This window comes from Hymenobacter psoromatis (assembly GCA_001596155.1).
In the GTDB taxonomy this organism is placed as follows: Bacteria; Bacteroidota; Bacteroidia; order Cytophagales; family Hymenobacteraceae; genus Hymenobacter.
On record CP014771.1, the window covers coordinates 2,007,411 to 2,034,178 of the forward strand.

General features: G+C 59.2%; 16 protein-coding genes, 3 tRNA genes, 1 rRNA gene and 1 pseudogene. 6 read left to right on the forward strand and 15 right to left on the reverse strand.

What is annotated here, in order from left to right:
• Window positions 1-88 precede the first annotated feature (88 nt).
• From A0257_08515 to A0257_08550, 8 genes are all read right to left on the reverse strand, one after another.
• A tRNA-Ala gene (locus A0257_08515) sits at window positions 89-165 on the reverse strand.
• Window positions 166-202: 37 nt separating this feature from the next.
• Window positions 203-276, reverse strand: a tRNA-Ile gene (locus A0257_08520).
• A 118-nt stretch (window positions 277-394) separates the two neighbouring features.
• A 16S ribosomal RNA gene (locus A0257_08525) occupies window positions 395-1,915 on the reverse strand.
• Window positions 1,916-3,218: 1,303 nt separating this feature from the next.
• Window positions 3,219-4,487, reverse strand: coding sequence for an adenylosuccinate synthase (locus A0257_08530; protein AMR27144.1), 1,269 nt, complete (start codon window positions 4,485-4,487; stop codon window positions 3,219-3,221).
• A 143-nt stretch (window positions 4,488-4,630) separates the two neighbouring features.
• The gene (locus tag A0257_08535; protein AMR27145.1) at window positions 4,631-4,981 is read right to left on the reverse strand and encodes an anti-anti-sigma factor; all 351 of its coding nucleotides are present in this window, start codon (window positions 4,979-4,981) and stop codon (window positions 4,631-4,633) included.
• Window positions 4,982-5,434 carry a transcriptional repressor gene (locus A0257_08540; protein AMR29682.1) on the reverse strand — a complete coding sequence of 151 codons (453 nt, stop codon included), beginning with the start codon at window positions 5,432-5,434 and terminating at the stop codon, window positions 4,982-4,984. It abuts the gene before it with no gap.
• Window positions 5,435-5,642: 208 nt separating this feature from the next.
• Window positions 5,643-5,975 carry a hypothetical protein gene (locus tag A0257_08545; GenBank protein AMR27146.1) on the reverse strand — a complete coding sequence of 111 codons (333 nt, stop codon included), beginning with the start codon at window positions 5,973-5,975 and terminating at the stop codon, window positions 5,643-5,645.
• The gene (locus A0257_08550) at window positions 5,972-8,173 is read right to left on the reverse strand and encodes a RelA/SpoT family protein (GenBank protein AMR27147.1); all 2,202 of its coding nucleotides are present in this window, start codon (window positions 8,171-8,173) and stop codon (window positions 5,972-5,974) included. Before A0257_08550 ends, A0257_08545 begins: the two co-directional genes overlap by 4 nt.
• Window positions 8,174-8,343: 170 nt before the next feature.
• Here A0257_08550 and A0257_08555 point away from each other — a divergent pair.
• The 5 genes from A0257_08555 to A0257_08575 all read left to right on the forward strand — a co-directional run bounded on the left by A0257_08555 (window position 8,344) and on the right by A0257_08575 (window position 15,091).
• Window positions 8,344-8,425 (forward strand) — tRNA-Leu (locus tag A0257_08555).
• Between the two features lie 90 nt (window positions 8,426-8,515).
• Window positions 8,516-9,850 (forward strand): trigger factor, encoded by a 1,335-nt coding sequence (locus A0257_08560; protein AMR27148.1) that lies wholly within the window; start codon window positions 8,516-8,518, stop codon window positions 9,848-9,850.
• Between the two features lie 152 nt (window positions 9,851-10,002).
• Window positions 10,003-10,710, forward strand: coding sequence for an ATP-dependent Clp protease proteolytic subunit (locus A0257_08565; protein AMR27149.1), 708 nt, complete (start codon window positions 10,003-10,005; stop codon window positions 10,708-10,710).
• 295 nt (window positions 10,711-11,005) lie between these two features.
• Window positions 11,006-12,229, forward strand: a complete 1,224-nt coding sequence (locus A0257_08570) for an ATP-dependent Clp protease ATP-binding subunit ClpX (protein ID AMR27150.1) — start codon at window positions 11,006-11,008, stop codon at window positions 12,227-12,229.
• A gap of 165 nt (window positions 12,230-12,394) precedes the next feature.
• Window positions 12,395-15,091, forward strand: coding sequence for a hypothetical protein (locus A0257_08575; protein AMR27151.1), 2,697 nt, complete (start codon window positions 12,395-12,397; stop codon window positions 15,089-15,091).
• Window positions 15,092-15,151: 60 nt separating this feature from the next.
• On the opposite strand, the gene A0257_08580 is transcribed toward A0257_08575, so the two are convergent.
• The 5 genes from A0257_08580 to A0257_08600 all read right to left on the reverse strand — a co-directional run bounded on the left by A0257_08580 (window position 15,152) and on the right by A0257_08600 (window position 21,055).
• On the reverse strand, window positions 15,152-16,198 hold the full coding sequence (locus A0257_08580; GenBank protein AMR27152.1) for a guanylate cyclase: 1,047 nt from the start codon (window positions 16,196-16,198) through the stop codon (window positions 15,152-15,154).
• Window positions 16,195-16,578: a Fis family transcriptional regulator gene (locus A0257_08585; protein AMR27153.1), complete on the reverse strand. Its 384-nt coding sequence runs from the start codon at window positions 16,576-16,578 to the stop codon at window positions 16,195-16,197. Before A0257_08585 ends, A0257_08580 begins: the two co-directional genes overlap by 4 nt.
• A gap of 31 nt (window positions 16,579-16,609) precedes the next feature.
• A complete protein-coding gene (locus A0257_08590) occupies window positions 16,610-17,977 on the reverse strand; it encodes a histidine kinase (protein ID AMR27154.1) in 1,368 nt (455 codons plus the stop codon).
• Between the two features lie 211 nt (window positions 17,978-18,188).
• On the reverse strand, window positions 18,189-19,601 hold the full coding sequence (locus tag A0257_08595; protein ID AMR27155.1) for a hypothetical protein: 1,413 nt from the start codon (window positions 19,599-19,601) through the stop codon (window positions 18,189-18,191).
• A 284-nt stretch (window positions 19,602-19,885) separates the two neighbouring features.
• The gene (locus A0257_08600; GenBank protein AMR27156.1) at window positions 19,886-21,055 is read right to left on the reverse strand and encodes a hypothetical protein; all 1,170 of its coding nucleotides are present in this window, start codon (window positions 21,053-21,055) and stop codon (window positions 19,886-19,888) included.
• A gap of 75 nt (window positions 21,056-21,130) precedes the next feature.
• On the opposite strand from A0257_08600, the gene A0257_08605 reads away from it, so the two are divergent.
• Window positions 21,131-22,339, forward strand: a complete 1,209-nt coding sequence (locus A0257_08605) for a hypothetical protein (protein AMR27157.1) — start codon at window positions 21,131-21,133, stop codon at window positions 22,337-22,339.
• A 158-nt stretch (window positions 22,340-22,497) separates the two neighbouring features.
• On the opposite strand, the pseudogene A0257_08610 reads toward A0257_08605, so the two are convergent.
• Together A0257_08610 and A0257_08615 are read right to left on the reverse strand one after the other, a co-directional pair.
• Window positions 22,498-24,088: pseudogene (locus tag A0257_08610) on the reverse strand (MFS transporter).
• Between the two features lie 214 nt (window positions 24,089-24,302).
• Window positions 24,303-26,678: a hypothetical protein gene (locus A0257_08615; GenBank protein ID AMR29683.1), complete on the reverse strand. Its 2,376-nt coding sequence runs from the start codon at window positions 26,676-26,678 to the stop codon at window positions 24,303-24,305.
• Window positions 26,679-26,768 lie beyond the last annotated feature (90 nt).

A 26,768-nucleotide genomic window follows, 5' to 3' on the forward strand; every position in this document is an offset into this window, starting at 1 on the left:
TCATCCTGTCGATGATAAATGTGATAAAACTAAATTTCTTTAAATTCTATCAGTATGCTATTTACCTTTCTCAATTAGAAAGTATAATTAGTGGAGGATAACGGAGTCGAACCGTTGACCCCCTGCGTGCAAGGCAGGTGCTCTAGCCAGCTGAGCTAATCCCCCAGAAGTTGACTCGCAAGCAGAAACCCGCTGCTGCCAGTGGGCCTGCCTGGACTCGAACCAGGGACCTCTACATTATCAGTGTAGCGCTCTAACCACCTGAGCTACAAGCCCGGGTTCGCCCTGCCCTCTTACGAAGTCAATGCAGAATCCGATAAAATCGTTGAATGGAGGAAATAGACAAATGTGTGGTCAAGCGACCCAAATCTTAAGTAGTCAAGAGCGGGGCTGCTCCAGAAAGGAGGTGATCCAGCCGCACCTTCCGGTACGGCTACCTTGTTACGACTTAGCCCTAGTTACCTGTTCTACCCTAACTGGCTTCGTTGCGGAGCACCAGCTTCAGGTCTACCAAACTTCCATGGCTTGACGGGCGGTGTGTACAAGGCCCGGGAACGTATTCACCGCGCCATGGCTGATGCGCGATTACTAGTGATTCCAGCTTCACGGAGTCGAGTTGCAGACTCCGATCCGAACTGAGAACGGCTTTTCGAGATTGGCATCTGGTCGCCCAGTAGCTACCCGCTGTACCGTCCATTGTAGCACGTGTGTCGCCCTAGGCGTAAGGGCCATGATGACCTGACGTCGTCCCCGCCTTCCTCACTGCTTGCGCAGGCAGTCTAGCTAGAGTCCCCACCATTACGTGCTGGCAACTAACTATAGGGGTTGCGCTCGTTGCGGGACTTAACCCAACACCTCACGGCACGAGCTGACGACGGCCATGCAGCACCTTGCTTTGTGTCCCGAAGGAAAAGTCCATCTCTGAACCGGTCACGCGCATTCTAGCCTAGGTAAGGTTCCTCGCGTATCATCGAATTAAACCACATGCTCCACCACTTGTGCGGGCCCCCGTCAATTCCTTTGAGTTTCACTCTTGCGAGCGTACTCCCCAGGTGGGATACTTATCGGTTTCCCTAAGCCACGAACAATCTTTAGCTCGCAGCGAGTATCCATCGTTTACGGCGTGGACTACCAGGGTATCTAATCCTGTTCGCTCCCCACGCTTTCGTGCCTCAGCGTCAGTATCAGCCTAGTCAGCTGCCTTCGCAATCGGGGTTCTGGACGGTATCTATGCATTTCACCGCTACTCCGTCCATTCCGCCAACCTCGTCTGTACTCAAGTCAACCAGTATCCAGGGCAGTTCCGCTGTTGAGCAGCGGGCTTTCACCCCAGACTTAATCGACCGCCTACGCACCCTTTAAACCCAATAAATCCGGACAACGCTCGCACCCTCCGTATTACCGCGGCTGCTGGCACGGAGTTAGCCGGTGCTTATTCTGCAGGTACCGTCATCACTCCACACGTGAAGCTTATTCTTCCCTGTCAAAAGCAGTTTACGACTCAGAAAGCCTTCTTCCTGCACGCGGCATGGCTGGGTCAGGCTCTCGCCCATTGCCCAATATTCCCTACTGCTGCCTCCCGTAGGAGTCGGGCCCGTATCTCAGTGCCCGTGTGGGGGACCAGCCTCTCAGCTCCCCTAGTCATCGTCGCCTTGGGCAGCCGTTACCCACCCAACTAGCTAATGACCCGCAACCCCATCTATACCCAATAAATCTTTACTAATCACCTGATGCCAGGTTAATAGCTTATGCGGTATTAATCCGCCTTTCGGCGGGCTATCCCCCAGGTATAGGTAGGTTAGTTACGTGTTACGCACCCGTGCGCCACTATGACATTGCTGCCACCGTTCGACTTGCATGTATTAGGCCTGCCGCTAGCGTTCATCCTGAGCCAGGATCAAACTCTCCATTGTAAAAATTCCTGCACCATAGCGAACTATGGCTGATGTCGAGATGCTAGCCTTGCTCTTAGCTGACGGCTCGTTAATTCGAATCGCTTGTTTGCTCTGCCAACTTAAGCTTGCGCCCGGCTGACAAAACACCTCACGTTTTTGTCTATTTCCAACATTCAAAGAACGATTGCTACTTCCAGTTGAAGTGGCATGGCGGGCGGCCTAAGCGGCCCGTTTGCTGTGTTTGACAACACCCTGTTTTGATTGGGAGTGCAAAGGTACGAGTATTTTTTGAACTTGCAAGTCTGAAGCGAAAAAATTTCAGCTTGGTCGCCTTCGGTTGAAGCGGGGTGCAAAAGTACAATAAGCTTTTCCGACTTTGCAAGAGGGTAGGAAAATTTCTTTTTCTTGCCTTTTAGATGTTAGCAGGGCGAGTAATACACGCCAGCTACATGCATAGTCTTGTGAACCTTAGCTTTTCTAAAAGCTTACGTTTTTAGGTTCCTTATAAACTTTTTGACATTTTGGGACTGCAAAGGTAGCAAGGCTTTTTGGGTGGGCAAGCAGTGTTTTACGAAATAGGCCGTATCAAGGTTGTAAGTGGCTGAGTATGCAGGAGAAATTTTTATTAACCCACCACACTTTCGCTGATTTGGAGTACTTCTAATATCGAGCAGTTGGCTACGGTATAGGCGAGGTACCAGGAGTACCCTAGAACTACATACTCGGCGAACTCCATATGTATCAGGCACCACACATGATTTAGGCCGAATGTGTAGCTGGGAAACTGGCCGCGTTAGTGTAAGTGGGATAATCGACTACGGTACCTGTCTCTAGCCAGTCGGCGGGGAAGCCATTAACTCAGCAATAATCGCCATTATCGACGGAGCCGGAGCAATACGCAGGGGCTGCGGGGCCGATAGCTTGAATGAGCAGCTGAACGAATGCTTCGTTCAGCTGCTTACTTTCTCGCAAGTTGGGCGGTCAGCCGCCAAAACGGGTGTTAATGTCCTCAGGCGTGAAGCTACTGGCATAGGGAATACCCCATATTTGAGCTAGCTCACGGTAGGTAATGGGGGTCAACTGGTCGTCGGTTGCCGTGGGGCACCTAGGTTGTATTTACGATAGAAAACAACACTGGCATCCATTTCGGCGATACTGCTGCTCTTGAAAGAGTATTCGGCTAGTGGAATGCTCTAATAGGAAGCAAAATTTTCAAGTAGGCCTCAGGGCTGACCGGGAGTATTAGGGCACCTTACTGAGCCAATCGAGCTGGTGGGTGCTGGCTATCTCCTAGGGCATGGTCAGGACTACTTGCTTTTGCGGCTAACGGAATAATGTACTCACGCGGTCGGGGCCGACGCTGACGATACGGATGGGCACTTGCAGCTCTTTTTCCAGAAATAGCAAATAGTCAGTCAGCTCTTGAGGGAACTGGGCGGCGTCGGTGACTTGGGTGAGGTCAGTGTGCCAACCGGGGATAGTGACGTACTCGGGAGTAATGGTTTCGAGTTGGCCGGGGTCGGGCAGGTTGGGAGTGCTTTCGCCGGTGGGGGTGCGGTAGTGGGTGCAGGCCTGGATTTCGGCAAAACCGTCGAGCACGTCGGCTTTCATGAGGTGCAGCTCGGTTACGCCGTTGAGCATGATGGCGTAGCGGAGGGCGGGCAGGTCTATCCAACCGGTGCGGCGGGGGCGGCCGGTGGTGGAGCCGAACTCGCGGCCGGCCTGGCGGATTTGCTCGCCTACGTCATCGGTTAGCTCGGTGGGGAATGGGCCGCTGCCAACGCGGGTGCAGTAGGCTTTGGTGATGCCATATACCTTATCTATATGGCGGGGGGCAATGCCCAGGCCGGTGCAGGCGCCAGCGGCGATGGTGCTCGACGAGGTAACGTAGGGGTAGGTGCCGAAATCGATATCTAATAAGGAGCCCTGGGCGCCTTCGGCGAGGATGCGCTTGCCTTGGCTAAGAAGGTTGTTGAGCAGGTACTCGGTGTCGATGAGCTGGAGGGTGCGCAGGAACTCGACGGCGGAGAAGAAGTCAGCTTCGAACTCAGCGATTTCTAACTCCTTATTATAATGACTGGCGATGCTAGCGTGGTGGGCGACGGCTTCCTGGTAGCGTTCCTGAAAATCGGGGAGCAGAATGTGGCTGACGCGCAGCCCTACCCTCCCGATTTTATCTGAGTACGTGGGGCCGATGCCTTTGAGCGTGCTGCCGATTTTGGTGTTCCCGCGGGCTTCTTCGCTAATGCGGTCAAGGGCGCGGTGCGAGGGCAGGATGAGCTGGGCTTTTTTGGAGATGTAGAGGTTTTGGCTCCAGTCCACTCCCCTATCGGTAAGCTTTTGCAGCTCCTGGCGGAAAACGACGGGGTCGAGGACCACGCCGTTGCCAACGATGTTGAGAATATGGGGGTGAAAAATGCCGCTCGGCACTTGGTGGAGAACGTGCTTGATGCCATCGAAAGTGAGGGTATGGCCGGCGTTGGGGCCGCCCTGGAAACGGGCTACGGCATCATAGGTGGGCGCTAGCACGTCCACGATTTTTCCTTTTCCTTCGTCGCCCCACTGGAGGCCTACTAATACATCTACAGGCATTTTGGTATTTTTTAAAATTCTATCATACTGCGCTTACGAAGGGCTTTCGGCGCTCAGGTACGTTGCGGCTACCTATTCAACGATTACTTAAGCGGGATTAAAGTCCTTCGCAAACTCAGGCTAACACACAAAAAAATAGCCGCCTAGGAGGCGGCTAGTAGGAGTTGCTGACGGGCCATAGCCTCGTCGGTGGCTACGGTGAAGATATTAGTTAGCTTGGTGAGCGCCAGCATTTTCTTGGGATGGTCGGCGGGGTTGATAAGCACCATATCGCCGCCGCGACTACGAAACTTGGTGAGCAACGAAACCAGGACGCCAATCCCGGTGCTATTAATATAACGAATGCCCGAGAGGTCCACGGCGCAGTTGGTGACGTCCTCACCCAGATGCTCGTTCACAGACGCCAGCAGCTGCTGGGTATCAGGGCTGCCGATGAGGTCGCCGGCCAGGGAAAGGAAGAGAATGCCGTCAGTGAGGATGCTGGTGATGGTCATTTAGGCGGGTTTGCCGGGCTCGGAGGTTGAATAGGCAGCGGCTTTGGCGCGGCAGTCGCCACAAATGCCGTACAAATTTAGGGAATGATGCAGGATATGGAAGTTGAGCAAATCCCCGACCATCGTTTGGATGCCATGAATGCGCGGGTCGCAGAACTCTACTACCTTATGACATTCGGTGCAAATAACGTGGTCGTGCTGCCGGTAGCCATAGCTTTTTTCGTACTGCGCCAGGTTGCGGCCAAACTGGTGCTTGCTGACCAAACCCTGCTCTACCAGCAAATCAAGCGTATTATAGACCGTAGCGCGGCTCACTTGCAGGTTGCGCTCCTTCATGCCCGCATACAGCTCCTCCACATCGAAGTGGCCTGAGCGCACGTAGATTTCTTCCAAGATGGCATAGCGCTCGGCCGTTTTGCGCAGACCTTTATTTTCGAGGTAGGCAGTGAAGATTTTTTTGACCTCTTCGAGCCGTTCCGTATTTAGCGGGGCCTGGCTGGCGGCGCTGGGCGTGTGCCGGGCCGCATAACCAGTTTCGGAAGAGCCGCCTACCCCCTGCTCTACCTCATCAGTGGGCGGAGAAGCTACTTGCTTTTTATTCACTGGAATACTGGGTTATGGGTAACGGGCATTCTATAAGCCACAGCACGCGCATTAAGTTTTATGGCGCAAAATAGAGGGGGTAGTGATTGGCGCAGCCAGGATTAAAGGCCGCCTGGCACACCGGGCACGTGTTGCCGCACGCCAGGTAGCTACTTATACTGAGTGTGTGGCGGCAATTTCCGCAATAAATAGCCTCTTCCCCAAACTCGGCCCGCAGCCACACCACGGGCGCGTGGTCGGTGGCCTCGCGGTGGCAGTCGATGCAGGCATAATACGTATCGCAACACTTGAACTTGATGGCGATAATATCGCGCTCCGAGTGCCAGTGGGCGCATTGCGTACGAGCATTTACGCCGGTACCGTGCACGGTGATGGCGGGCGTTTCACTCACGATTCGAAGCGCTCTACTTGCAGCACGCCATTTACTTTGCTCAGGCGCTGGATGAGCTTATTCAGGTGGTCGGTGTCGTTGACGAAAACCATAATCTGGCCCTCAAAAACCCCGTCATTCGATTCAACGGTGATGGAGCGCATATTCACCTTGAGGCTGGTGGAGATGACGCGCGTCACGTCGTTGACAATCCCTACCCGGTCGGAGCCCTTGAACCGGATACCGGCCAAAAAGGCCAACTCCAGCTGGTCGGTCCACTTGGCGCGCACGATGCGGTTGCCGTAGTTTGACATCAAATCGACGGCGCGGTGGCAGCTGGTGCGGTGGATGATGAGGCCGGTTTCGGTTTCGAAGCCAAACACGTCGTCGCCCGGAATGGGATTGCAACAGCGCGCCAGGCTGTGGTTGAACTTGTCGGTGCGCTCGCCCACCACGAGCATATCGGGGCGTACACCCCTGATTTTCTGCACTTCGTGGTCAAACTTCTTGGGCTCCAGCGACGAGCTGGCGCGCGACGCGGCTGAGTTAAAGAGCGTGTCGCGGATTTCGCGGCCGTCGAGTTGGCCCACCGCCAGGCGATAGTAAAATTCAGGGGGGGTAGGGACGTTGAAATACACTAGCAGACGCTGGATATTCTCGGGCGTGTTTTCGACCCCAATCAGTTCCAAACGCTTTTCCAGGATGAACTTACCATCGTCGGCCTTGGCGCGTTTGTCATCGCGCAGGAAATCTTTTATACTGGATTTCGCCTTGCTGGTAATCACATAGTTGAGCCACTCGGGGGTAGGGCGCTGTTTGTGCGAGGTTAGAATCTCCACTTGGTCGCCATTGCGCAACTGGTAGCTGAATGGCTCCAACTTCTGGTTGACCTTGGCCCCGAGGCAGTGCAGGCCGATGTGCGTGTGAATGTCGAAGGCAAAATCCAGCGCCGTCGCCTTATCGGGCAAAATGATGAGCTTGCCCTTGGGCGTGAAGGTGTAAACCTCTTTCACGAACAGGTTCTGGCGAAACTCGTCCATGAATTCCAGCGCGCTGGAGTTGTTGGTTTCCAGCATTTCGCGCACCCGGTTGACCCAGGCTTCGAGCGTCGATTCGGGCTGGAGACTGCCAGTATCCTTGTATTTCCAGTGCGCAGCGTAGCCTTTCTCGGCGATATCGTCCATGCGCCGCGAGCGGATTTGCACCTCGACCCACTGGCCGGGGTGCGACATGACGGTGGTGTGCAGGCTCTCGTAGCCGTTGGCTTTGGGCGTGCTCACCCAGTCGCGCAGGCGGTCGGGGTTGGGCTGATAAAAGTCCGTAACGATGGAATAAACCTGCCAGCAGGCGGCCTTCTCCTGCTCGGGCGGCACGTCGAGAATGACACGGATGGCAAACAGGTCGTACACCTCCTCAAAGGTGACGTTCTGCTTGCGCATCTTCTTGAGAATCGAATAGATACTCTTCGGCCTACCCTTGATTTCGTAGCTGAAGCCCTGCGCTTTCAACTCCTCATCGATGGGATGCACAAACTCCTTAATAAAGCGGTTGCGGGCACTCTGGCTCTGCTTGACCTTGCCTTTCAGCTCATTATAAATCTCGGTATCAGTGTATTTGAGGTGCAGGTCTTCCAGCTCCGTTTTGATGGCATAGAGGCCCAGGCGGTGGGCCAGCGGCGCGTAGAGGTAAATGGTTTCGCTGGCAATTTTGAGCTGCTTGTGGCGCGGCATCGAGTCCAGAGTCCGCATATTGTGCAGGCGGTCGGCGAGCTTGACAAGAATCACGCGCACGTCTTCGCTGAGCGTGAGCAACATCTTGCGAAAATTCTCAGCCTGCTCGCTGGAACCGTACTCGAACACACCCGAAATTTTGGTCAGGCCGTCCACAATACGGGCGGTTTTGGGGCCGAAATCGCGCTCGATGTCCGAGATTTCGGTGGGCGTATCTTCTACTACATCGTGCAGCAGGGCCGCCACAATGCTGGTGGTGCCCAAGCCGATTTCCTCCACCGCAATCTGGGCCACGGCCAACGGATGCAGGATGTAAGGCTCGCCCGACTTGCGGCGCATGTCTTTGTGCGCTTCGAGACTTTGGTTGAACGCCTTCTTAATCAGCTTGGTATCGCCGTCGTGCAAGTACGGCTTGGCCGTGCGCAGCAAGCGGCGGTACTGGCGCAGGATTTCCTGGCGCTCGGCTTCGAGGTCAATTACGGGAGGCATGGTACTGCAAATAACAAGCTGGCGCGCCAAAAGGTGGCGCAGGGGTAGGATAAGCTTTCGCTTGTCAAACACTGGACTATCTGATGTCTGACAAGCGAAAGCTTATCCTATACTTGCGCGGCTAGCGAATACTCAGTACCTTTGCGGCCCCGCAGCGAACGGCTGCCCCCGCGGATGTGGCGAAATTGGTAGACGCGCCAGATTTAGGCTCTGGTTCCTTACGGTGTGTGGGTTCGAGTCCCTCCATCCGCACTTTTCAAGTTGAATAGGCCCCTGGCTACGTAGTTGGGGGCTTTTTTTTTAACCTTTCCGACTGGCAAGCACCAGCTTGCTCCCACTGTTTTGAATATTACGCTTGACCGCAATGAGGAGCAGCTAACCGGGCTGCTGAACGTGCATCTTGACGAAGCCGACTACAGCGACGCTGTGGAGAGGCAAATCAAGGAAACCTCCAAAAAGGCGCAGTTCAAGGGCTTCCGCCCCGGCAAAGTACCCGCCGGCCTGGTGCGCAAAATGTACGGCAAAGGCATCCTGGCCGACGAAATCAACCGTCTGCTCGGCAGCACGGTCGATGGCTACCTGAAAGACAACAACGTTAAAATTCTGGGTGAGCCCCTACCCCTGCCCAGCGACGTGGACTTCGACACGGCTAAGGCCTTCGATTTCCAATTTGAGCTGGGCTTGCTGCCCGATTTTGAGCTGCCCGCCGACCAGCAGGTAGAACTTAAGCGCCCGGCCATCAGCCTCGACGACGCGACGCTGTCCGAGACGCATGAGCAGATTACCCGTCAGTTTGGCGAAACCACCAACCCCGAGGCTTCGGAGGCTAGCGACTATCTGTTTGGCAAACTGAAGAAGGCCGGCGCTGAGGGCGAAGGCCAGACGGTGCTCCTACCCATCAACAAAGTGACCAGCGGCCAGGAACGCTTCGTGGGCGTGAAGGCCGGCGATAAGCTGACCTTTGACCTAGGCGAGGCTTTCGGCGGCGACGCGGGTGCTATCCGTAGCTTCTCGGGCCTGAGCAAGGACGAGGCCAGCGGCGCTACCGGCGAGTACGAGTTCGAGGTGGAAAAAATCAACCGCACGGCCGCCCCGGAGGAAAACCAGGAGTTGTTCGATAAGGTATTTGGCCCCGAGACAGTGGCTTCGAAAGAGGAGTTTGACACCAAAGTACGCGAGACGGTGCAGTCGAACTACGACCGCGAGTCGGACAATCTGGTGAACCGCCGCCTCATCGACGCAATGATTGACGCCACGCCGATTCAACTGCCGACCGAGTTTTTCAAGAAGTGGCTGGTGCGCGCCAACGAAGGCAAGCTCGATGCTGCCACCGTGGAGCAGCACTACACCGACTACGAGCGCGAACTAAAATGGAGCCTCATCCGCAACAAGGTAGTGGAAGACATGGGCCTCAAAGTAGAGACCGATGAAATTCGCAACCGCGTGCTGGACAAGATTTTGGGGCAGTTTGGCGGCGGCATGGCGCTGACTGATGAGATGCGCCAAGGCATGGCAGGCTTCGCCGACAACTACCTCAAGCAGGAGAACGGCAAGAACTACGTGCAGGAGTACGAGGCCATTCTGGCAGAAAAAGTAGTAGAGGCTCTGCGTGGCAAAGTTGTTGTTACGGATGAGCCCGTAACGGCCGAAGAATTTCGCAACCAGAACGAGGGCTAGCCTTCAATTTGGTTGAGAGTAGAAAAGCCTTTACGCCCCGCGTAAGGGCTTTTTTATGTTGTACACGATACGTTTACAACATTCTCCCCCCCTACCCGTCTTTTACTATCTGAACACGGGCGGGCCGCGGCCTACCCCCCTACTTATTTCCCATGCTGAATAAACAAGAGTTTCGCAAATTCGCCGTGAAGGGCCAGGGTCTCAACGGTTTAGCGGTAGACCAGTACATTAACAACGTCGAAGGCCAGGTGCGCAGCGGGCTGATAATGCCTTCCAACATGACCCGCTCGGTTATTGAGGAGCGCCCCCAGAACTTCCGGGAGATTGACGTGTTTTCGCGTCTTATCATGGACCGGATTATCTTTCTGGGCACGGCCGTGGACGACTACATCGCCAACATCCTGACGGCGCAGATGCTGTTTTTGGAGTCGGCTGACTCGAAGAAAGATATCCTGCTGTATATTAACTCGCCCGGTGGCTCGGTGTACGCGGGCTTGGGTATTTATGACACTATGCAGTACGTGAACCCCGACGTGGCCACCATCTGCACTGGCTTGGCGGCCTCAATGGGCGCCGTGTTGCTAGCTGGTGGTGCGGCGGGCAAGCGCTCGGCCCTACCCCACGCCCGCGTAATGATTCACCAGCCCAGCGGCGGCGCGCAAGGCCAGTCGTCGGATATTGAGATTACGGCTCGCGAAATCTTGAAGCTCAAGAAGGAGCTGTATGACATTCTGGCGCAGCACACCGGCAAGACTTACCAGGAAATCCACGACAACTCGGACCGCGACTACTGGATGCGGGCCGATGAAGCCAAAGAATATGGCCTGATTGACGAGGTGCTGGAAAAGGCGAAAATCTAGACCACTGATTAGCGCAGAGTTTAACGGATTTAGCTTCGCTGTCCTTCGGTTCGCGAATTTTGTGAACGTTACGTTTCGTGGTAAAAAGCTCTGGTCATTTGGCCGGAGCTTTTTGTTTTGGTGGCTCTTGGTGGTTGGCGGGGAGTTTGCAGAAACTTTTGGGGGCGCGGGGCGCTTTGCAACTGCTACGCCTCACTTGGTTTCCTTGGGGGGGTAGGGGCGCGATTGCTACCCTGCCAACTTATCTTTGTGACCGTTTTCTTTTGAAAACTGCTTCCTTCTCAGAACGCTCCCGATGCCGGAAATAGCCTGCTCCTTTTGCAACAAGCCCAAGCGCGACGTCGCGGTGATGATTTCGGGCATTAATGCCCACATCTGTGAGAAATGCGTGGCGCAGGCACAGCACATTCTTTCGGAAGAAACCAAGCTGCAAGCCGAGGCGCGCCAGCCGAAGTTCAACCTCATCAAGCCCCGCGAGATTAAAACCCACCTCGACCAGTACGTGGTGGGCCAGGACGAGGCCAAGCGCGTGATGAGCGTGGCGGTGTACAATCATTACAAACGCCTGATGCAGAAGCCGCAGCACGACGAAGTAGTGATTGAAAAGTCGAACATCATCATGGTGGGTGAGACCGGCACCGGCAAGACCTTCCTGGCCCGGATGCTGGCCAAGATTCTGCAAGTGCCCTTTTGCATCGCCGATGCTACGGTACTGACCGAGGCTGGCTACGTGGGCGAAGATGTGGAAAGCATCCTGACGCGCCTGCTGCAAGCGGCTGATTACAACCTCGAAGCGGCCGAGCGCGGCATCGTGTACATTGACGAGATTGACAAAATTGCGCGCAAGAGCGACAACCCCAGCATCACGCGCGACGTGAGCGGCGAGGGCGTGCAGCAGGCTTTGTTGAAGCTGCTGGAGGGCACGCACATTAACGTGCCGCCGCAGGGCGGCCGCAAGCATCCCGACCAGAAAATGATTTCGGTGAATACCGAGAATATTCTGTTTATGTGCGGCGGGGCGTTTTCGGGCATCGACCGCATTATCAAGAGCCGGCTGAATACCAAGCCAATGGGCTTTTCCAAAACCAATTTGGGCGAGAAGGTGGACACGCAGAATTTCCTGCGCTACGTGTCGGCTCAGGATATCAAGTCATTCGGTTTAATACCCGAGCTGATTGGCCGCCTACCCGTGCTCACGCACCTCAACCCGCTGGACAAAGCCACGCTGCGCCTGATTTTGACCGAGCCGAAGAACTCACTGGTGCGCCAGTACCAGCGGCTGTTCAATATGGAAAATATCGCGCTCGACTTTACGGAGGAAGCGCTCGAATACATCGTGGAACGGGCCGACGAGTACCGCCTAGGCGCGCGCGGCCTGCGCTCCATCTGCGAGAGCATCATGACCGACGCCATGTTTGAGATGCCTTCCGAAGCAGGGGTAGGCGAGTTTACGATTACCGAAAGCTATGCGCGCAGCAAGTTTGAGAAATCGCCCTTGCAGCTGATGCGGGCGGCGTAAGCAAATAGGTATTGCACTGAAAAGAACGTCATGCTGAGCTTGCCGAAGCATCTCGCTCGCTTCGTTGGGTTAGTAATCCAACGATGCGGGCGAGATGCTTCGGCAGGCTCAGCATGACGTTCTTTTTATTCTTCCATAGCCAGCCCCCGCACTAACTTGCGGCCCATGACACTAACTGAGCGTGGGCAGCGGCTATTGGGTGTGCGCCCCGAGGAAGGGCGCACGGTGTGGCTGTTTTTTCTGCACAACTTTTTACTGGGGGTAGGCTCCATCCTGGTATATGTGGCGGCCAACGTGCTGCTGCTGGAAAATAACCCCGAGCGCAACCTACCCTTGGCCTATGGCGTGGCGGCGCTGGCCATGCTGGCTGTCGGCCGCGTGTACGCGCATTTTGAGCACCACTGGCTGTTGCAGAAGCTGGCGGTGCGGGTGTTGCTGGCGGCCGTGGCCCTGGCGGGCGTGCTGGGCGTGCTGGTAGCCACGGGCCATTCGGTGGCGTCGGCCATTGCAATTATGGCAGGCTACCGGGTCATTTACCTGCTGACTAGCCTGGAATTCTGGGGCGTGTCGGCGGTGGTGTTTGATGTGCGGCAGAGCAAGCGGCTGTTTGGCATTATCAGCGCGGGCGACATGCCGGCCAAGGCGATGGGTGCCGTGCTGGCCATCTTTATTCGCAGCAATGTGGAGCTGCCGTGGCTGCTGGGCACGGCCTTCGGGGCGTATCTGCTGGCGCTGATGGCGCTGCGCGCCACACTCAGCTCACATGTGGTGGAGGCCGCGCCCGACCGCCGCCGGGCGCGGGAGCAGGGGGTAGGGCCGGGCCTGCGCAGCTGGTTTGGCGATAGCCGCCTGGTCCTTATTATGTGCCTGAGTCTGCTGGGGCTGTCGGCCGTGACGACGGGCGTCGAGTACCTGTTTTTCGTGAATGTGAAGCACCGCTTTCACGACGAGGCCGCCATTATGCAGTACGTGGGCACTGTGCTGGTCGTCACCTATTTGCTGGCGATGCTGTTCAAGCTATTGCTCTCGCAAACCGCCGTGGACCGGCTGGGCGTGCGGCGGGTACTGCTGGTGCTGCCCGTGGCGCTGCTGGGCGGGCTGGCCCTGTACGCTGGCCAGGACCGCGCCGATATCGGGTCGCTTTTGCGGTATTTCTGCGGGCTATACCTGGGGCTGGAAGTACTGCGGCGGGCCGTGTTCGACCCGGTGTTTCTGCTACTGTTTCAGCCGCTTTCGGCGCCCGAGCGCCTGCAGGCCCACACGCTGGCCAAGGGCGTGTATGAGCCGCTGGGCATGGCGCTGGGCGGCGGGCTACTGTTTGCATTGCACGCCCTGCCGGGCGGCCAAACGTGGGCGCCCTTTATCTGGATGGGCTCCTTTATGCTGGTGGTGCTCTGGCTGTTGACGCGCACGTATCAGCAGTATATGGCGGAGCTTCAGCACGCGCTGGGCCAGCGCTTTGCGGAGGATATCCCAAATGCCGGCGCTGACATTTCTGCCGCAGGCCCTATCCCCCCAGTGCCCGCCAGCCCCGCCGATATTCGCCAGCTTACGGAGGCGCTGGGCAGCAAGGGCCGCCGGGCCGCGGCCACCCAGCACCTGCTGCGCCTCGGCGACACCGCACTACCCACGCTGGCCGAGGTGCTGAATGCGGACCCTGACCACATACTGGTGCGGCGCGTGGCGCAGGTGTGCGGCCGCCTGCGCACGCCCGCCAGCCGGCAACTGCTGGTGGCGCTGGCCCGGCAACCCAACTTATTCCGGCGCGAAGCGGCGCTGCGGGCATTGCGCCATTTTGACGTGGTGCCGCACGAGGTGCCGCTGTTTCAGGCGCTGGTGCACGATGAGCTGTTACTGGCCCAGCAGCTATTGCACGGCCAAACCACCGCTACCCCCGAGCTATTTGGCTGCCTCGACTACGAGCTGACCCGCACGCAGCAGCGGGTTTTTGCCCTGCTGGGCCAGATTTATCCGCCGCAGCTCATTGCCGATGCGCAGCGCGGGGTGGCCCACGCCGCCCGCGAGCGCCAGGCCAACGCCCTCGAAATACTCGATAACAGCATTGCCCGGCCCACTTACCAGGGCTTGCAGGCGCTGCTGGCCGTGGCGCCGGCCGCCGAAAAAGAGCGCACCTTCGACCGCCTGCTTGGCCCGCTGCTGGCCCCTACCCCCATCGTGGAAACCATTGTGGAACGCGGCGAAATGGCCTTCTCGGACTGGACGGTGCGCGTGGCCCTCGACGAGTGGCAGCCGGCCGCTGGCACCGTGCCGACGCTTTCGCCGCACTTGCGCAGCCCCAGCCCGCTGGTGCGCGAAAGCGCCTTTGCCCAGCTGGCCCGGCTCGCTAGCACGCACCCCGCGCTTTACCAGCAAGTGAATGACGCCCACCAAACCCTCGCTACCCTGCTTATGAGCCACGCCGCCACCACCTCGCACATCACCGCCACCGAGCGCGTGCAGGTGCTTCAACGAACGGCCCTCTTTGCCGAAACGCCCGAAAACGTGCTTAGCAGCATCGTGCCGATTATGAACGAAGTCAGCTTCGCCGCCGGCCAGCAGATTTTTGCTAAGGGCGACCTGGGCAGCTCGCTCTTCATTATGTACGAAGGCCAAGTGGGCGTTTTCAACGGCCCGCAGCTGCTGGCCACTTTCGGCAAGGGCGATTTCTTTGGCGAGCTGGCGCTGCTCGACGCGGAGCCGCGCTCGGCATCGGCCGTGGCGCAGGGGGTAGTAACGGCGTTTCGCCTCGACCAGGAAGATTTTTACGACGTGATGGAGGAGCGCCCCGAGGTGCTGCGTAACATCCTGCGAGTGCTGTGCCAGCGCCTGCGCAGGCAGAACGAGGCAATTGCGGGCGCTTAGTTGAAGCCGTTTGTCATTGCGAGCGAAGCGCGGCAATGACAAACGGCTTCAATCAAATTCCTAAGAAACCACCTCGTACGTCATAATCGGGTGGGCTTTGTTTTTCAGCTTTAGCTCGCCAATGGGCTCGCACTGAAAGCTTTCTTTGACGCGCTCGTAAACGACGTCGGTAATGACAATCTGGTTGGGCTGGCCGGCCGCTTGCAGGCGCTGGCTCACGTTCACGGTATCGCCTATCACGGTGTAGTCCAGGCGCTTGAGGGAGGCCGAGCCGATGTTGCCGGATACCATTTCGCCGGTGTTTACGCCGATGCTCACGGCCGGGTGGTAGTCGGTGCCATCGGGCAGGGTATCGTGGGCGGCCTGCAGCTTGGTGCGCACCACCAGGGCCGCGTCGATGGCCCGGTCGAGGTGATACTCGCCCCGAAACACGGCCATCACGGCATCGCCCATAAACTTGTCGATGTAGCCGCCATGCGCGATTACCTCCTTCACAATCTGGTCGAAATAGGAATTGAGCAGCGAGACGACCGTGGCGGCCGGCTGCGTTTCGGAGAGCGACGTGAAGCCGCAGATATCCATAAAAACCACCGTGGCCTCTACCGTTTCGCTGGCCAGAAGCTTATTCTCGAAGCCCGGCCGGGCCATGAAGTTGATGACCGTTTCATCGACGTACATCTTCAGAATATTATTCTCCTGAATGGCCCGCATCGTGTCGTGCAGCTGCTGCACATACACGATTGTTTTCTCCATCGTCAGCTCCAAGTCCTTGAAATCGACGGGCTTGCACACAAAGTCGAAAGCCCCACGGTTCATGGCGGCCCGGATATTTTCCATGTCGCCGTAGGCCGAAACCATCACGGTTTTGGTCATGGGGTTGCTCTCGTGCATGCGGCCGAGCAGCGTAAGGCCGTCCATCACGGGCATGTTGATGTCGGAGAGCACAATGTCGATATCGGCGTGCTCGTGCAGGCAGTCGAGGGCCTCCTGGCCGTTGCCGGCGAAGAGGAATTCGTAGGCGTTTTCGCGGATTTTGCGGCGAAACTTTTGCTTGATGAGCAGCTCTAAATCTGCTTCATCATCCACAACCAGAATTTTCGTTTTCATGTAGTAGCGATAGTATGGAGCTTTTCCTTGAGCGCGGCAAAATCGACCGGCTTAACCAGGAAATCATTGGCTCCCAGCTGCATAGCCTGGTCGTGGGTGGCCGTGTCGCCGTAGGCCGTAAGCATCATCACCAGCGGCGGCGGGGGGGGCAGGGGGTCAGTTTTGACGTGGCGCAGCAGTTCGAGACCGCTCATGCCGGGCATGTTGATGTCGGACAGGATGAGCACGACCTGCGACGGATGGTCGCGCAGAAAAGCCAAGGCTTCCTCGCCCGAGTAAGAGAAGGAAAACTCAAATTCGCCGCTGCGGATTTCGCGCCGGAAGCGCTGCTCGAACAACAGCCGCACGTCGGGTTCGTCGTCAACTACCAGGATTTTCATAGGGAAGTAAAAGTAAGAATGGGCGGCGCGGCTAGCAGGGTAGCATAATGCGGAAAGTCGTCCCTACCCCCTCCTGGCTTTCCACGGCCAAGGTACCGCCGTGGCCTTTGGTAATAATATCGTGGCTCAGCGACAGGCCCAGGCCGGTGCCCTCGCCGCTAGGCTTAGTGGTGAAAAAGGGCTGAAAAATCCGGCTCATCAATTCAGCCGGAATGCCGGTGCCGTTGTCGCTGACCCGTATTTCCACCGCCTCGCCTACCTGCCGGGTAGCCACGCCCACGGTGGGCGCGTAGCCCGGCTCGCCCAGCTGCTGGCGCTTTTGCACCGCGTAAAAGGCGTTGGTGAGCAGGTTCAGCAGCACCCGGCCCACGTCGCCGCTCACCGCTTCGACGGGGGGTAGGGCGGGTGCCAAATCGGGCTGCAAGGTGGCGTTAAAGGTTTTGTCTTTAGCCCGCAGGCCGTGGTAAGCCAGGCGTAAGTACTCGTCGGCCAGCTGGTTGATATCGGTGGGGGCGCGCTCGCCGGTGCTGGCGCGGCTGTGCTCCAACATGCCGCGCACGATGCCCGAGGCCCGGCCGCCGTGCTGCGCGATGCGGCCCAGGTTCTGGCGCAGGTCGGCCAGCAACTCGGCTTCGAGGGCGCGGTCGCGGGTAGGGCGGGCGCGCTCTTCGGCCAGCTCGGCCACCAGCTCGGTGCTGACTTCGGCGAAATTGTTGACGAAATTGAGCGGGTTCTGAATCTCGTGGGCGATGCCCGCCGTGAGCTCGCCCAAGCTCGCCATTTTCTCGCGCTGAATAAGCTGGCTCTGCGTTTCCTGCAGCTCTTGCAGGGTGGTGCGCAGCTCGTCGGTCTGGCGGGTTAGGTCGGCCGTGCGCTGGGTTACCTCGTATTCGAGCGTCTGGTTTTGGCCCTCAATAGCCCGTTGCGCCTGCTCGGCCAGCAGGCGCACCTGGGCCTCGGCTTTCAGGCTTTTGGCTTGGCTGCGGGCTACCAGCAGCAACACGCCCAGCCAGCAAAAGGTCAGGCCCTGCGCATTCTCCAGCGCGTCGCTTTTTGCCCAGGCCGGCGCCAGAGGCTGCATGAGCAGGGCCAGTGCCTGGCAGGCCGCGTACGGCACCAAGCCCACCGCCACCCAAAACGCCGGCCGGTAATTCCTTAGCTGCCAGCAGATAGTGATACCCACGCCCAGCGCGCCTACCAGAAATAAGTCGTCGAACCAGCTCACCACTGGCCCACCCAGCACCAGCCCCAGCACCACGATAACCGCCGCCGGCTGCCAGGCCCGCGCCAGCCAGCGGTCCCACTGGGGCAGGCGCGTAGGCGTGTCCAGCGCCTTACGCGCCCAGTACAGCAGCCCAGCCGCCGCTGGCGCAGACATGAGCAGTTCACTATCAGCCATGCAGTCAGTTGGTTAGGTAATGAAGCGGTTTAAGAAGTAAGTAGCACGTCATTCCGAGCTTGCCGAGGAATCTCGCGCGGGCCGTTCGGGTGTCGTTCCACGACGCGGACGAGATTCCTCGGCAAGCTCGGAATGACGTGCTACTTACTTCTTAAATTACTGTAAGTCAATAATTAAGTAGAAAAAGTACCTCGGTGTGGCGGCCGTCTAATCAGCCAGCCGCCCGAAACGGCAGCCGCACCGCAAATTCGGTAAACTCTCCCTCCTGGCTGTCCACGGTGAGCGTGCCGCCGTGGCCCTGCACCACGATGTCGTGGGCCAGCGACAGGCCCAGGCCGGTGCCCTCACCCGTGGGCTTGGTGGTAAAAAAGGGCTGAAAAATCTTGGCCCGCACCGCCTCCGGGATACCCGTGCCGTTATCGCGAATGCGGATTTCCACCTCGTCGCCGTCGCGGCGGGTAGCCACGCTCACGGTGGGCACGTAGCCGGCGGCGCCGCCCTGCTGGCGCTTTTGCACCGCGTAAAAAGCATTGGTAAAGAGGTTGAGCAACACGCGGCCCAGGTCGCCGGGCACGGCGGACACCAGCGGCAGCAGGGCCGAAAAATCCGTTTTGAGGGTGGCGTTGAAGGTTTTGTCTTTGGCCCGCAGGCCGTGATAGGCCAGGCGCAAATACTCATCGGCCAGGGCGTTGAGCTCGGTGGGCTGGCGCTCGCCGGTGCTTTGGCGCGAGTGAGCCAGCATGCCGCGCACAATGCTGGCCGCCCGCTGGCCGTGCTGGCTTATCCTGGTGAGGTTGGCGCGCAGGTCGGCCAGCAGCTCGTCTTCAAGGCCGGGGTCGGGGGTAGGGCCGGCCTGCTCGGTTTCCAGCTCGGCCACCAGCTCCGCGCTCACATCGGCAAAGTTGTTGACGAAGTTGAGCGGGTTTTGAATCTCGTGGGCGATGCCCGCCGTGAGCTCGCCCAGGCTGGCCATTTTCTCACTTTGAATAAGCTGCTGCTGTGTGGTGCGCAGCTCAACCAAGGCCGTTTGCAGCTCGTCGGCCTGCTGGGTGAGGGTAGCGGTGCGCTCGGCCACGAGGCGCTCCAGCTCGGAATTGTGGGCGGCGGCCAGCTGGCGCTGGTGCTCTTCTTCGGCCCGGCGCACCTGTTCTTTGGCCAGGCTTTTCTTCTGAGAAAAAGCCACGCCCGCTACCGCAAAGAACCAGAGCAGGCTTAGGCCGCCCGCTTTTTTAAAATACGTATCAATCGCTGCCATAAACTGGAAGCCCAGCAGCGATTGCCCCAGCAAAATGCCCCGGTAAAGAGCAGGTACCGCAATGGCCCACAGCATAGTAGCGGCCGGGCGGTAGCTCCGCACCTGCCACAGCACCGCCGCCACCACCCCAAACATGAACAGCAAATACCAGTCATTGAGCTGGCCGTTGACGTAGCGCAGCGCGGCCGTAACCGCAAAGCCCACCAGCGCCGGCACCCACAGCAGCAGTAGCCAGGGGCGGGCGCGCGGCATCAGAATCGGCCGGTTGAGCAACGACCGCACGATGGCCCCCACCACCAGGCCCGCCGTGGCCGAATTCAGCAACGCCCAGTTGTAGTGCGTTTTCCAGTCGAGGAGAAATTGCTTCATGGGGAGGGGGTAGGGTTGGCAGCCGCAGAGCAAACGTAGCACTTCCCTCTCAATTTGCCCCGCCGCCGCCAAGCAGGCCCGGCCAAGCGCCCCCGGCGGCCGGTGTTTAAGTAGTCAGTCAAAAGTAATGGTATCAAAAGAACGTCATTCCGAGCTTGCCGAGGAATCTCGCTCGCATCATCCGGGCCTCGTTCCACGACGCACGCGAGATTCTTCGGCAAGCTCGGAATGACGTTCTTTTGATACCTGTTTACTGCTGCACGAGTACTTGGCTTCGCCCCCGCCTAGCTCAGCGCCCGCTCAGCCGCCGCGCGCTCGGCGGGGGTGTTCACGTTGCGCAGGGCATCGCCACCGGGGGTAGGCAGCACTTCCACCTCACTGTTGATGAGCATTTTGCGGGGGCACGAATAGCCCAGGCTCAGAAAGCGCAGCAGCTCGGGGTAGGCGCGCGGCTCGAAAATGGTGATGAGCGGCTCGGGAAAGTCGTTGCCAGGGCTCTGAAAAGCCGTGGCCAGGCGGCCGGGCTGGCGGCCGGCCACCAGCGCGCGCAAGGTAGCGGCCGTGAGAAACGGCAGGTCGCAGGCCAACACCAGCCAGGCCGCATTCGGGTCGCGCCGAAACGCCGACAAAATGCCGCCCAGCGGCCCCAGACCCAGAAAAGTATCGGGCAATGGCTGGAGACCGGCCGGCAGCTCAGATGCCTGCTCGGCGCGGCACGACACGAATACGTCTTCGCACACTTCGGCCAGCAGACCGGCGGCTACCTCACGCTGCTCGCGGCCGGTGGAGCCGTAGCGCAGGCGGCTTTTGTCGGTTTGCATGCGCTGGCTGAGGCCGCCGGCCAGCACTAGGCCGCGCAGCGGCACCCGGCGCGCGGCCAGCCACTGCGTTACCCAAGCGGCCAGGCCGGCCACGTCGGCCAACGCAAAGCGGGGTAGGGTGGCGTGGTGCGGCAAATGCGCTTGCAAGTAGTCGGGCACCTCCCCTACCCCCTCGGCCAGCACGAACGCCTGCACATCGGTCAGCTTATCGAGCTTGTGGGCCAAGGATTTGCGTGGGTCGATGAGCACGATTTGCCGATTGGCTCGGAAGTGGTTGCCGTTCACCAGCACCAGGTCAGCGCCGGCCAGCAGCTCGGGCTGCGCAAAGCGGGCGAAGGTGCCCCGGTCGTCGCGGCGGCGAAAGAGAATCTTATCCGTTACTTCCACAAAAGCCCCGGCTTGCAGCAGCGGGCTCAGGGTGTGGGCCGCGTCGGCATCGCCGCTGGCGTGGTCGGCATCGACGTAGCCCACGCGGTGGCCGGCCGGGGCCAGCGCGGCCGTGAGGCCCGCGGCCAATTGCTGGATAGCGCCGCAGGGCGCGCCCAAAAAGGCCAGCTCGTGGCGGGCAAATTCGCCGAGGTCGGGGCGGGTTAGGTCGGCGTGCTTGGTGCGGGGGGCAAGGTCTTCGGTCATAGCTTTCCTAACAATTCAGCGGAAAAATAGCTTGCATTTAGCTTACCCGCTCGTCTTTCCACTTCTCCTTCCTACGTGCTTTCCGTCGCAGACGCCTACCGCCTGGTGCTGGCCACCGCCCGCCCCCTACCCCCCGAAACCGTGCCGCTCACCGCCGCCACTGGTCGCGTGCTGCACCAAACCGTAGTGGCCGACCGCGACTTCCCTCCCTACAACCGCGTGACGATGGACGGCATCGCCCTGCGCTTCGAGTCGCTGGCGGCCGGCCATGTCACCTTTCGCATTGAGCGCACGCAGCTGGCCGGGGCCGCGCCGCAGCCACTAGTCGACCCGCTGGCGGCCATCGAAATAATGACTGGCGCAGCCCTACCCCCCGGCACCGACACGGTGGTGCGCTACGAAGATGTGGACTTTAGTAGCGACGAGCCGCGCCGGGCCACCGTGCGCGTGGCCCCGCCCCGAACGGGCCACAACGTGCACGCTCAGGGCAGCGACCAGCCGGCCGGCGCGCCCTTGCTGGCACCCGGCCGCGTGCTGAGCCCCGCCGAAATCGCGGTGGCGGCCACCGTAGGCGCGGCTACGCTGGCCGTGGTTCGCCGCCCGCGCCTGGCCGTGGTGAGCACCGGCGACGAAATTGTGCCCGTGGAGGATACGCCCCTACCCCACCAGATTCGGCGCTCCAACGCCCACATGCTGCAAGCAGCCCTCACCCTGGACGGCGCCGAAAGCACGATTTTTCACTTTGACGACGACCTGGCCACCCTCAAGGCGGGGTTGCCGCCGCTGCTGGCCGGCTTCGACGCGGTGCTGCTGAGCGGCGGCGTGTCGAAGGGCAAGGCTGATTTTTTGCCGCAGGCGCTGCGTGAGCTGGGCGCGGAGGAAATTTTTCATCGGGTGGCGCAGCGGCCGGGGCAGCCGTTCTGGTTTGGGCAGCTGCCGGGCGGGGCAGCGGTGTTTGCGCTGCCCGGCAACCCGGTGGCCACTTTCGCGGGCTACTACCGCTATGTGCGCGGCTGGCTGCGCCAGTGCCAGGGGGTAGGGGCCGCGCCCCAGGTATTCGCCGCCCTCACCGAAGCGGTCGAGTTTCAGCCGGCGCTCACCTGCTTTCTGGCCGTGCGCCTCGAACCAGCGCCCGACGGCTGCCTGCTGGCCCACCCTACCCCCACCGCGGGCTCGGGTGACCTGGCCGGCCTGCTGGTGGCTGATGGCCTGCTGGAATTGCCGCCGCACCTCACGCATTTCGCGGCGGGCACCTCGTGGCCCGTCTGGCCCTACCGGGCGTAAAAACCGCCTCTCTAAAACGCGAAAAACGTCTGTCATTGCGAGCGAAGCGCGGCAATCGCACCAGAACTATTGGCGCGGGTGTCGTTCTGGGGCGGTTATTTCGCTTTGCTCGCAATGACAGACGTTTTTCGCGTAAGTCCTAAGTTTTGGAAGACTGCTTACTTGAACAGCGCCAGGGCTTTAATGAATGTTTGCGAGACGCCCCACACCAGCGGCACGCTGACAAAGAGCCAGGCCAGAATTACTGAGCCGCCCGCCGACTCTTGGGTTACGACCGGGGGAGCGGAATTGGGTTTCGGGTTCATACACTACGAAAGTTAGAGGGTGAGGAATAGCTGCCTAATGGCCGCCCGCTTCGATGGTTACCGGGCCTTTTTCCTGGTATTTCTCGTTCACGGCCGTGATGGCCAGGTCAGCCAGCAGGCCCACCACAAGCAGGCCGGCCATCGTGTAAAACACGTTTTGGTAAGCTGCCGCGCCGGTTAGGCCCTGCGTCTTGGCGTGGTCGTGCAACTGATGCACAATGAGCGGGCCGAGGACGCCGGCCGTGCTCCAGGCTGTGAGCAAGCGGCCGTGAATGGCCCCTACCTGAAACTTGCCGAACAGGTCGGACAAGAACGCCGGGGCCGTGGCAAAGCCGCCGCCATACATGCTAACAATTACGCAAGCTGCTATTACATAGAACGTAAGCTGTAAGTTGTGGCCCAGCGTCGGCACGAGCGCGTAGAGCAGAATGCCTAAGCCAAAATAAATAGCGTAGGTGGTTTTACGGCCCAGCTTATCCGAGGCCGAGGACCAGAAGAAGCGGCCCAGCAGATTAAACAAGCTGAGCAAGCCCACGAAGCCGGCGGCAGCGGCGGCCGTCACGCCGTTCCCTACCCCCATCGCTTTATCCGAAAAGGTATCCTGAATGAGCGGCGAAGCGGTTTCGAGGACTCCAATACCGGCCGTTACGTTGGTCACCAGTACTACCCACAGCAGCCAGAATTGCGGCGTTTTAATGGCGTTGTCGGCCGACACGTTGCCGCTGGTGATGAGCGTGCTGTGCTCGGCGTTGGGCACGTAGCCGGCCGGGGCCCAGTCGTCGGCGGGCACCCGAATGGTCCACACACCAAACTGCATAAACAGGAAGTAGATGATACCCAGCACGATAAACGTGGGTGCTACGCCCTGCGGAGCCGTTGCCTTGAAGTGGCTCATCAGCGCTACCGACAGCGGCGAGGCAATCATGGCACCCCCGCCAAAGCCCATGATAGCCATGCCCGTGGCTACCCCCTTGCGGTCGGGAAACCACTTAATGAGCGTGCTCACCGGCGAAATATAGCCAATGCCCAGCCCGATGCCGCCCACGACGCCGTAGCCGAAATACAGCAGCCAGATATTGTGCTGGCTAATGCCATAGGAACCAATCAGGAAGCCACCGCCGAAGCACAGCGCGGCCGCCATCATGGCTTTGCGCGGCCCCACGCGCTCCAGCCACTTGCCAAACAGCGCCGCCGACAAGCCCAGCAGCACGATGGCAATGGAAAAGGTTACCCCAATCTGCGTGGGTGTCCAGTCGGTAGGGGCTGGGTTGGCCGGGTCGCCGCTAATAAGGGAGCCCAGCGGCTTGTTGAATACACTGAACGCGTAGGCCTGCCCAATGGCCAGGTGAATGGCCAGCGCGGCCGGCGGTATGAGCCACCGGTTATAGCCGGCCGGCGCAATCGTGCGGCTGCGGTCAAGAATTGAAGAGGAGGTGTCGGCCATGCGGGTGGGATAAAGATTGAGATTACGGCAGCGCTACCGGTAAGCGCTTATTTACGTGCAAGGTAGAAGCATCCTTTCACTCGGCAAGCAGCAAAAATATATTTTTTGCTAATCTGCTATAGGCAATCAACGACGCAGTTTGCTTTTGAGTAGGGCTGGTAACTAAAACGCCCCTGACAGGCGTCAGAGGCGTTTTCATGAGGTAACTAACTGATTAAGCCATTGCCGCCTCGGCTACCGACCGCTGCTGGGCGGTAGCTTTCGTCACCTTCGACCTGGCCACCGTCACCACCACGAATTTCGAGGTGGGCGTATTGCTCACCTTAGCCACGCTCGAAATAGGGACCAGTGGGTTAGCCTCGGGGAAGTAGGCTGCCACGTTGCCCTTCGGAATGGCGTAAGGCACTACCTGAAATACTTCTACCGTGCGGGTTTCACCCTCAAAATGACTCGTGATATCAATCAGTTCTTTGGCCTTGAGGCCGCGCTCTTCAACGTCTTCCGGGTTCATAAACAGCACCCGGCGCTCGCCGTGGATGCCCCGGTAGCGGTCGTTGTACTCGTAAATAGTGGTGTTGAACTGGTCGTGGCTGCGCACGGTCATCAGCACCAGCTGGCCGGGCTCCAGCGGGTATTTCTCCAGCTCGGTAGCGGTGAAATGCGCCATGCCATCCTCGGTCGTGAACTTGCGCTCGCGGGGGCCATTGGGTAGGTAGAAGCCGCCCGGCCGCTCCAGCTTCTCATTAAAGTTCTCGAAGCCCGGAATCACGCGGCTGATGTGGTCGCGGATGACGTCGTAGTTCTGGGTCATGGCCACCCAGTCGCCTTTGATTTTATCGCCGAGCGTGGCAATGGCTACTCCGCTCAGAATAGCTACTTCGCTCAGCATCTGGCCGGGCAGCGGCGTTAGCACGCCTTTGTTCTGGCTCACTACCCCCATCGAATTCTCGCATGAAGTCATCTGATGACCAGACTTTTGCATATCGATATCGACGTGCGCGAAGGTGGGTAGCAACAGGCTGGTTTCGCCGGTGGTGAGGTGGCCACGGTTGAGCTTGGTGGCCACGAACACGGTCAGCTTTTGCTTGCGCATGCCGTCGGCAATCAGCTCGGTGTCGGGGCCAGCAGCCAGCAGGTTGCCGCCCAGGCTGAAAAACACCTGGGTTTTGCCCAGGGCCATCGCTTTCAGGCTATCCACCACATCGCGGCCGTGCTCTTTGGGCGGCTCAAAACTAAATTCTCTGCTCAAAGCCTCCATAAATGACGGGGCCATTTTCTCCCAAATGCCCATCGTGCGGTCGCCCTGCACGTTGGAGTGGCCGCGCACCGGGCAGGTGCCCGCGCCGGGCTTGCCGATAGCCCCTTTCATCAGGTGCAAATTCACGATTTCCTGAATCGTCTGCACGCCCTGGCGCTGCTGAGTCACGCCCATTGCCCAGCAGGTGATAATCTTCTGCTTGTGGGCCAGCAGGTTGGCGGCTTCCAGCAGCTCCGCGCTGGTCAGGCCGCTTATCTGTTCAATATCGGCCCAGCTGGTGTTGCGGATATTCCGTTCAAAGTCCTCAAAACCAAGGGCAAACTCCTTGATGAAAGCATGGTCAATTACCTGGCCGGGATTCAGGTCTTCGGCTTCGAACAAGTGCTTCATAATACCGCGCAGCACGGCCATGTCGCCATCTACCCGCACTTGCAGAAACACGTCGGTAATGGGAGTGCCATCGGTGAGCAGCGCGCCCATTGCCCGCAGCGGATTCATAAAATCCTGCGGGTTGCGGAAGTGGTTGAGGCCGGCTTCCATCAGCGGGTTGATGCTGATAATCTTGGCCCCGTTGCGCTTCGCGATTTGCAGCGCCGACAGCATCCGGGGGTGGTTGGTGCCAGGGTTTTGGCCAATGATGAGGATTACTTCGGCTTCGTGAATGTCGTTGAGCGTCACCGAGCCTTTGCCCAGGCCCAGGGTTGGGCTCAGGGCCGAGCCGCTGCTCTCGTGGCACATGTTCGAGCAGTCGGGCAGGTTGTTGGTGCCGTACTGACGCGCAAAAAGCTGGAACAAAAACGCTGGCTCATTCGGGATTTTGCCCGACGTGTAGAACGTCGCCTCGTCGGGCGAGGGTAGGCCGTTGAGCGTGTCGGCAATGAGGTAAAAGGCGTCGCGCCACTCAATGGGCTCGTAGTGCGTGCCGCCGGGGCGCTTCACCATCGGATGCGTGAGGCGGCCCAGGTTATTCTGGTCGCGGTCGGTGAGGCGCGACAGGTCAGCGAGGCTATACTTGGCGAATACCTCGGGGCCGCAGGCCCGGTCGTCGGCGTCGGAAGCGGTGGCTTTAGCCCCATTCTCGCAAAATTCGGCTATCGAGCGGTGGTCGTCGGGGTCGGGCCAGGCGCACGACGAGCAGTCGTAGCCATCTTTTTGGTTGAGTTTGAGCAGGGCCTTGGTGCCGCGCGCCAGGCCCGCCTCGCCCCAGTTAAACTCCATCGACTTAACTACGGCCGTAACGCCCGCCGCGATGCGCTGCTGAGCTGATATCTGCAGGCCCGTCAGGTCCTCCGGAGGCTGCGCCAACACCGTATATTTATGCTTATTACCCATCGTATCGGGGGCCGCCACGTGGGCAGCCTCTTTTTTGTGATTGCCGGTAGCGGTGTAATTATCGGCAACCGGCGCGGCCCCCTGGCCGGC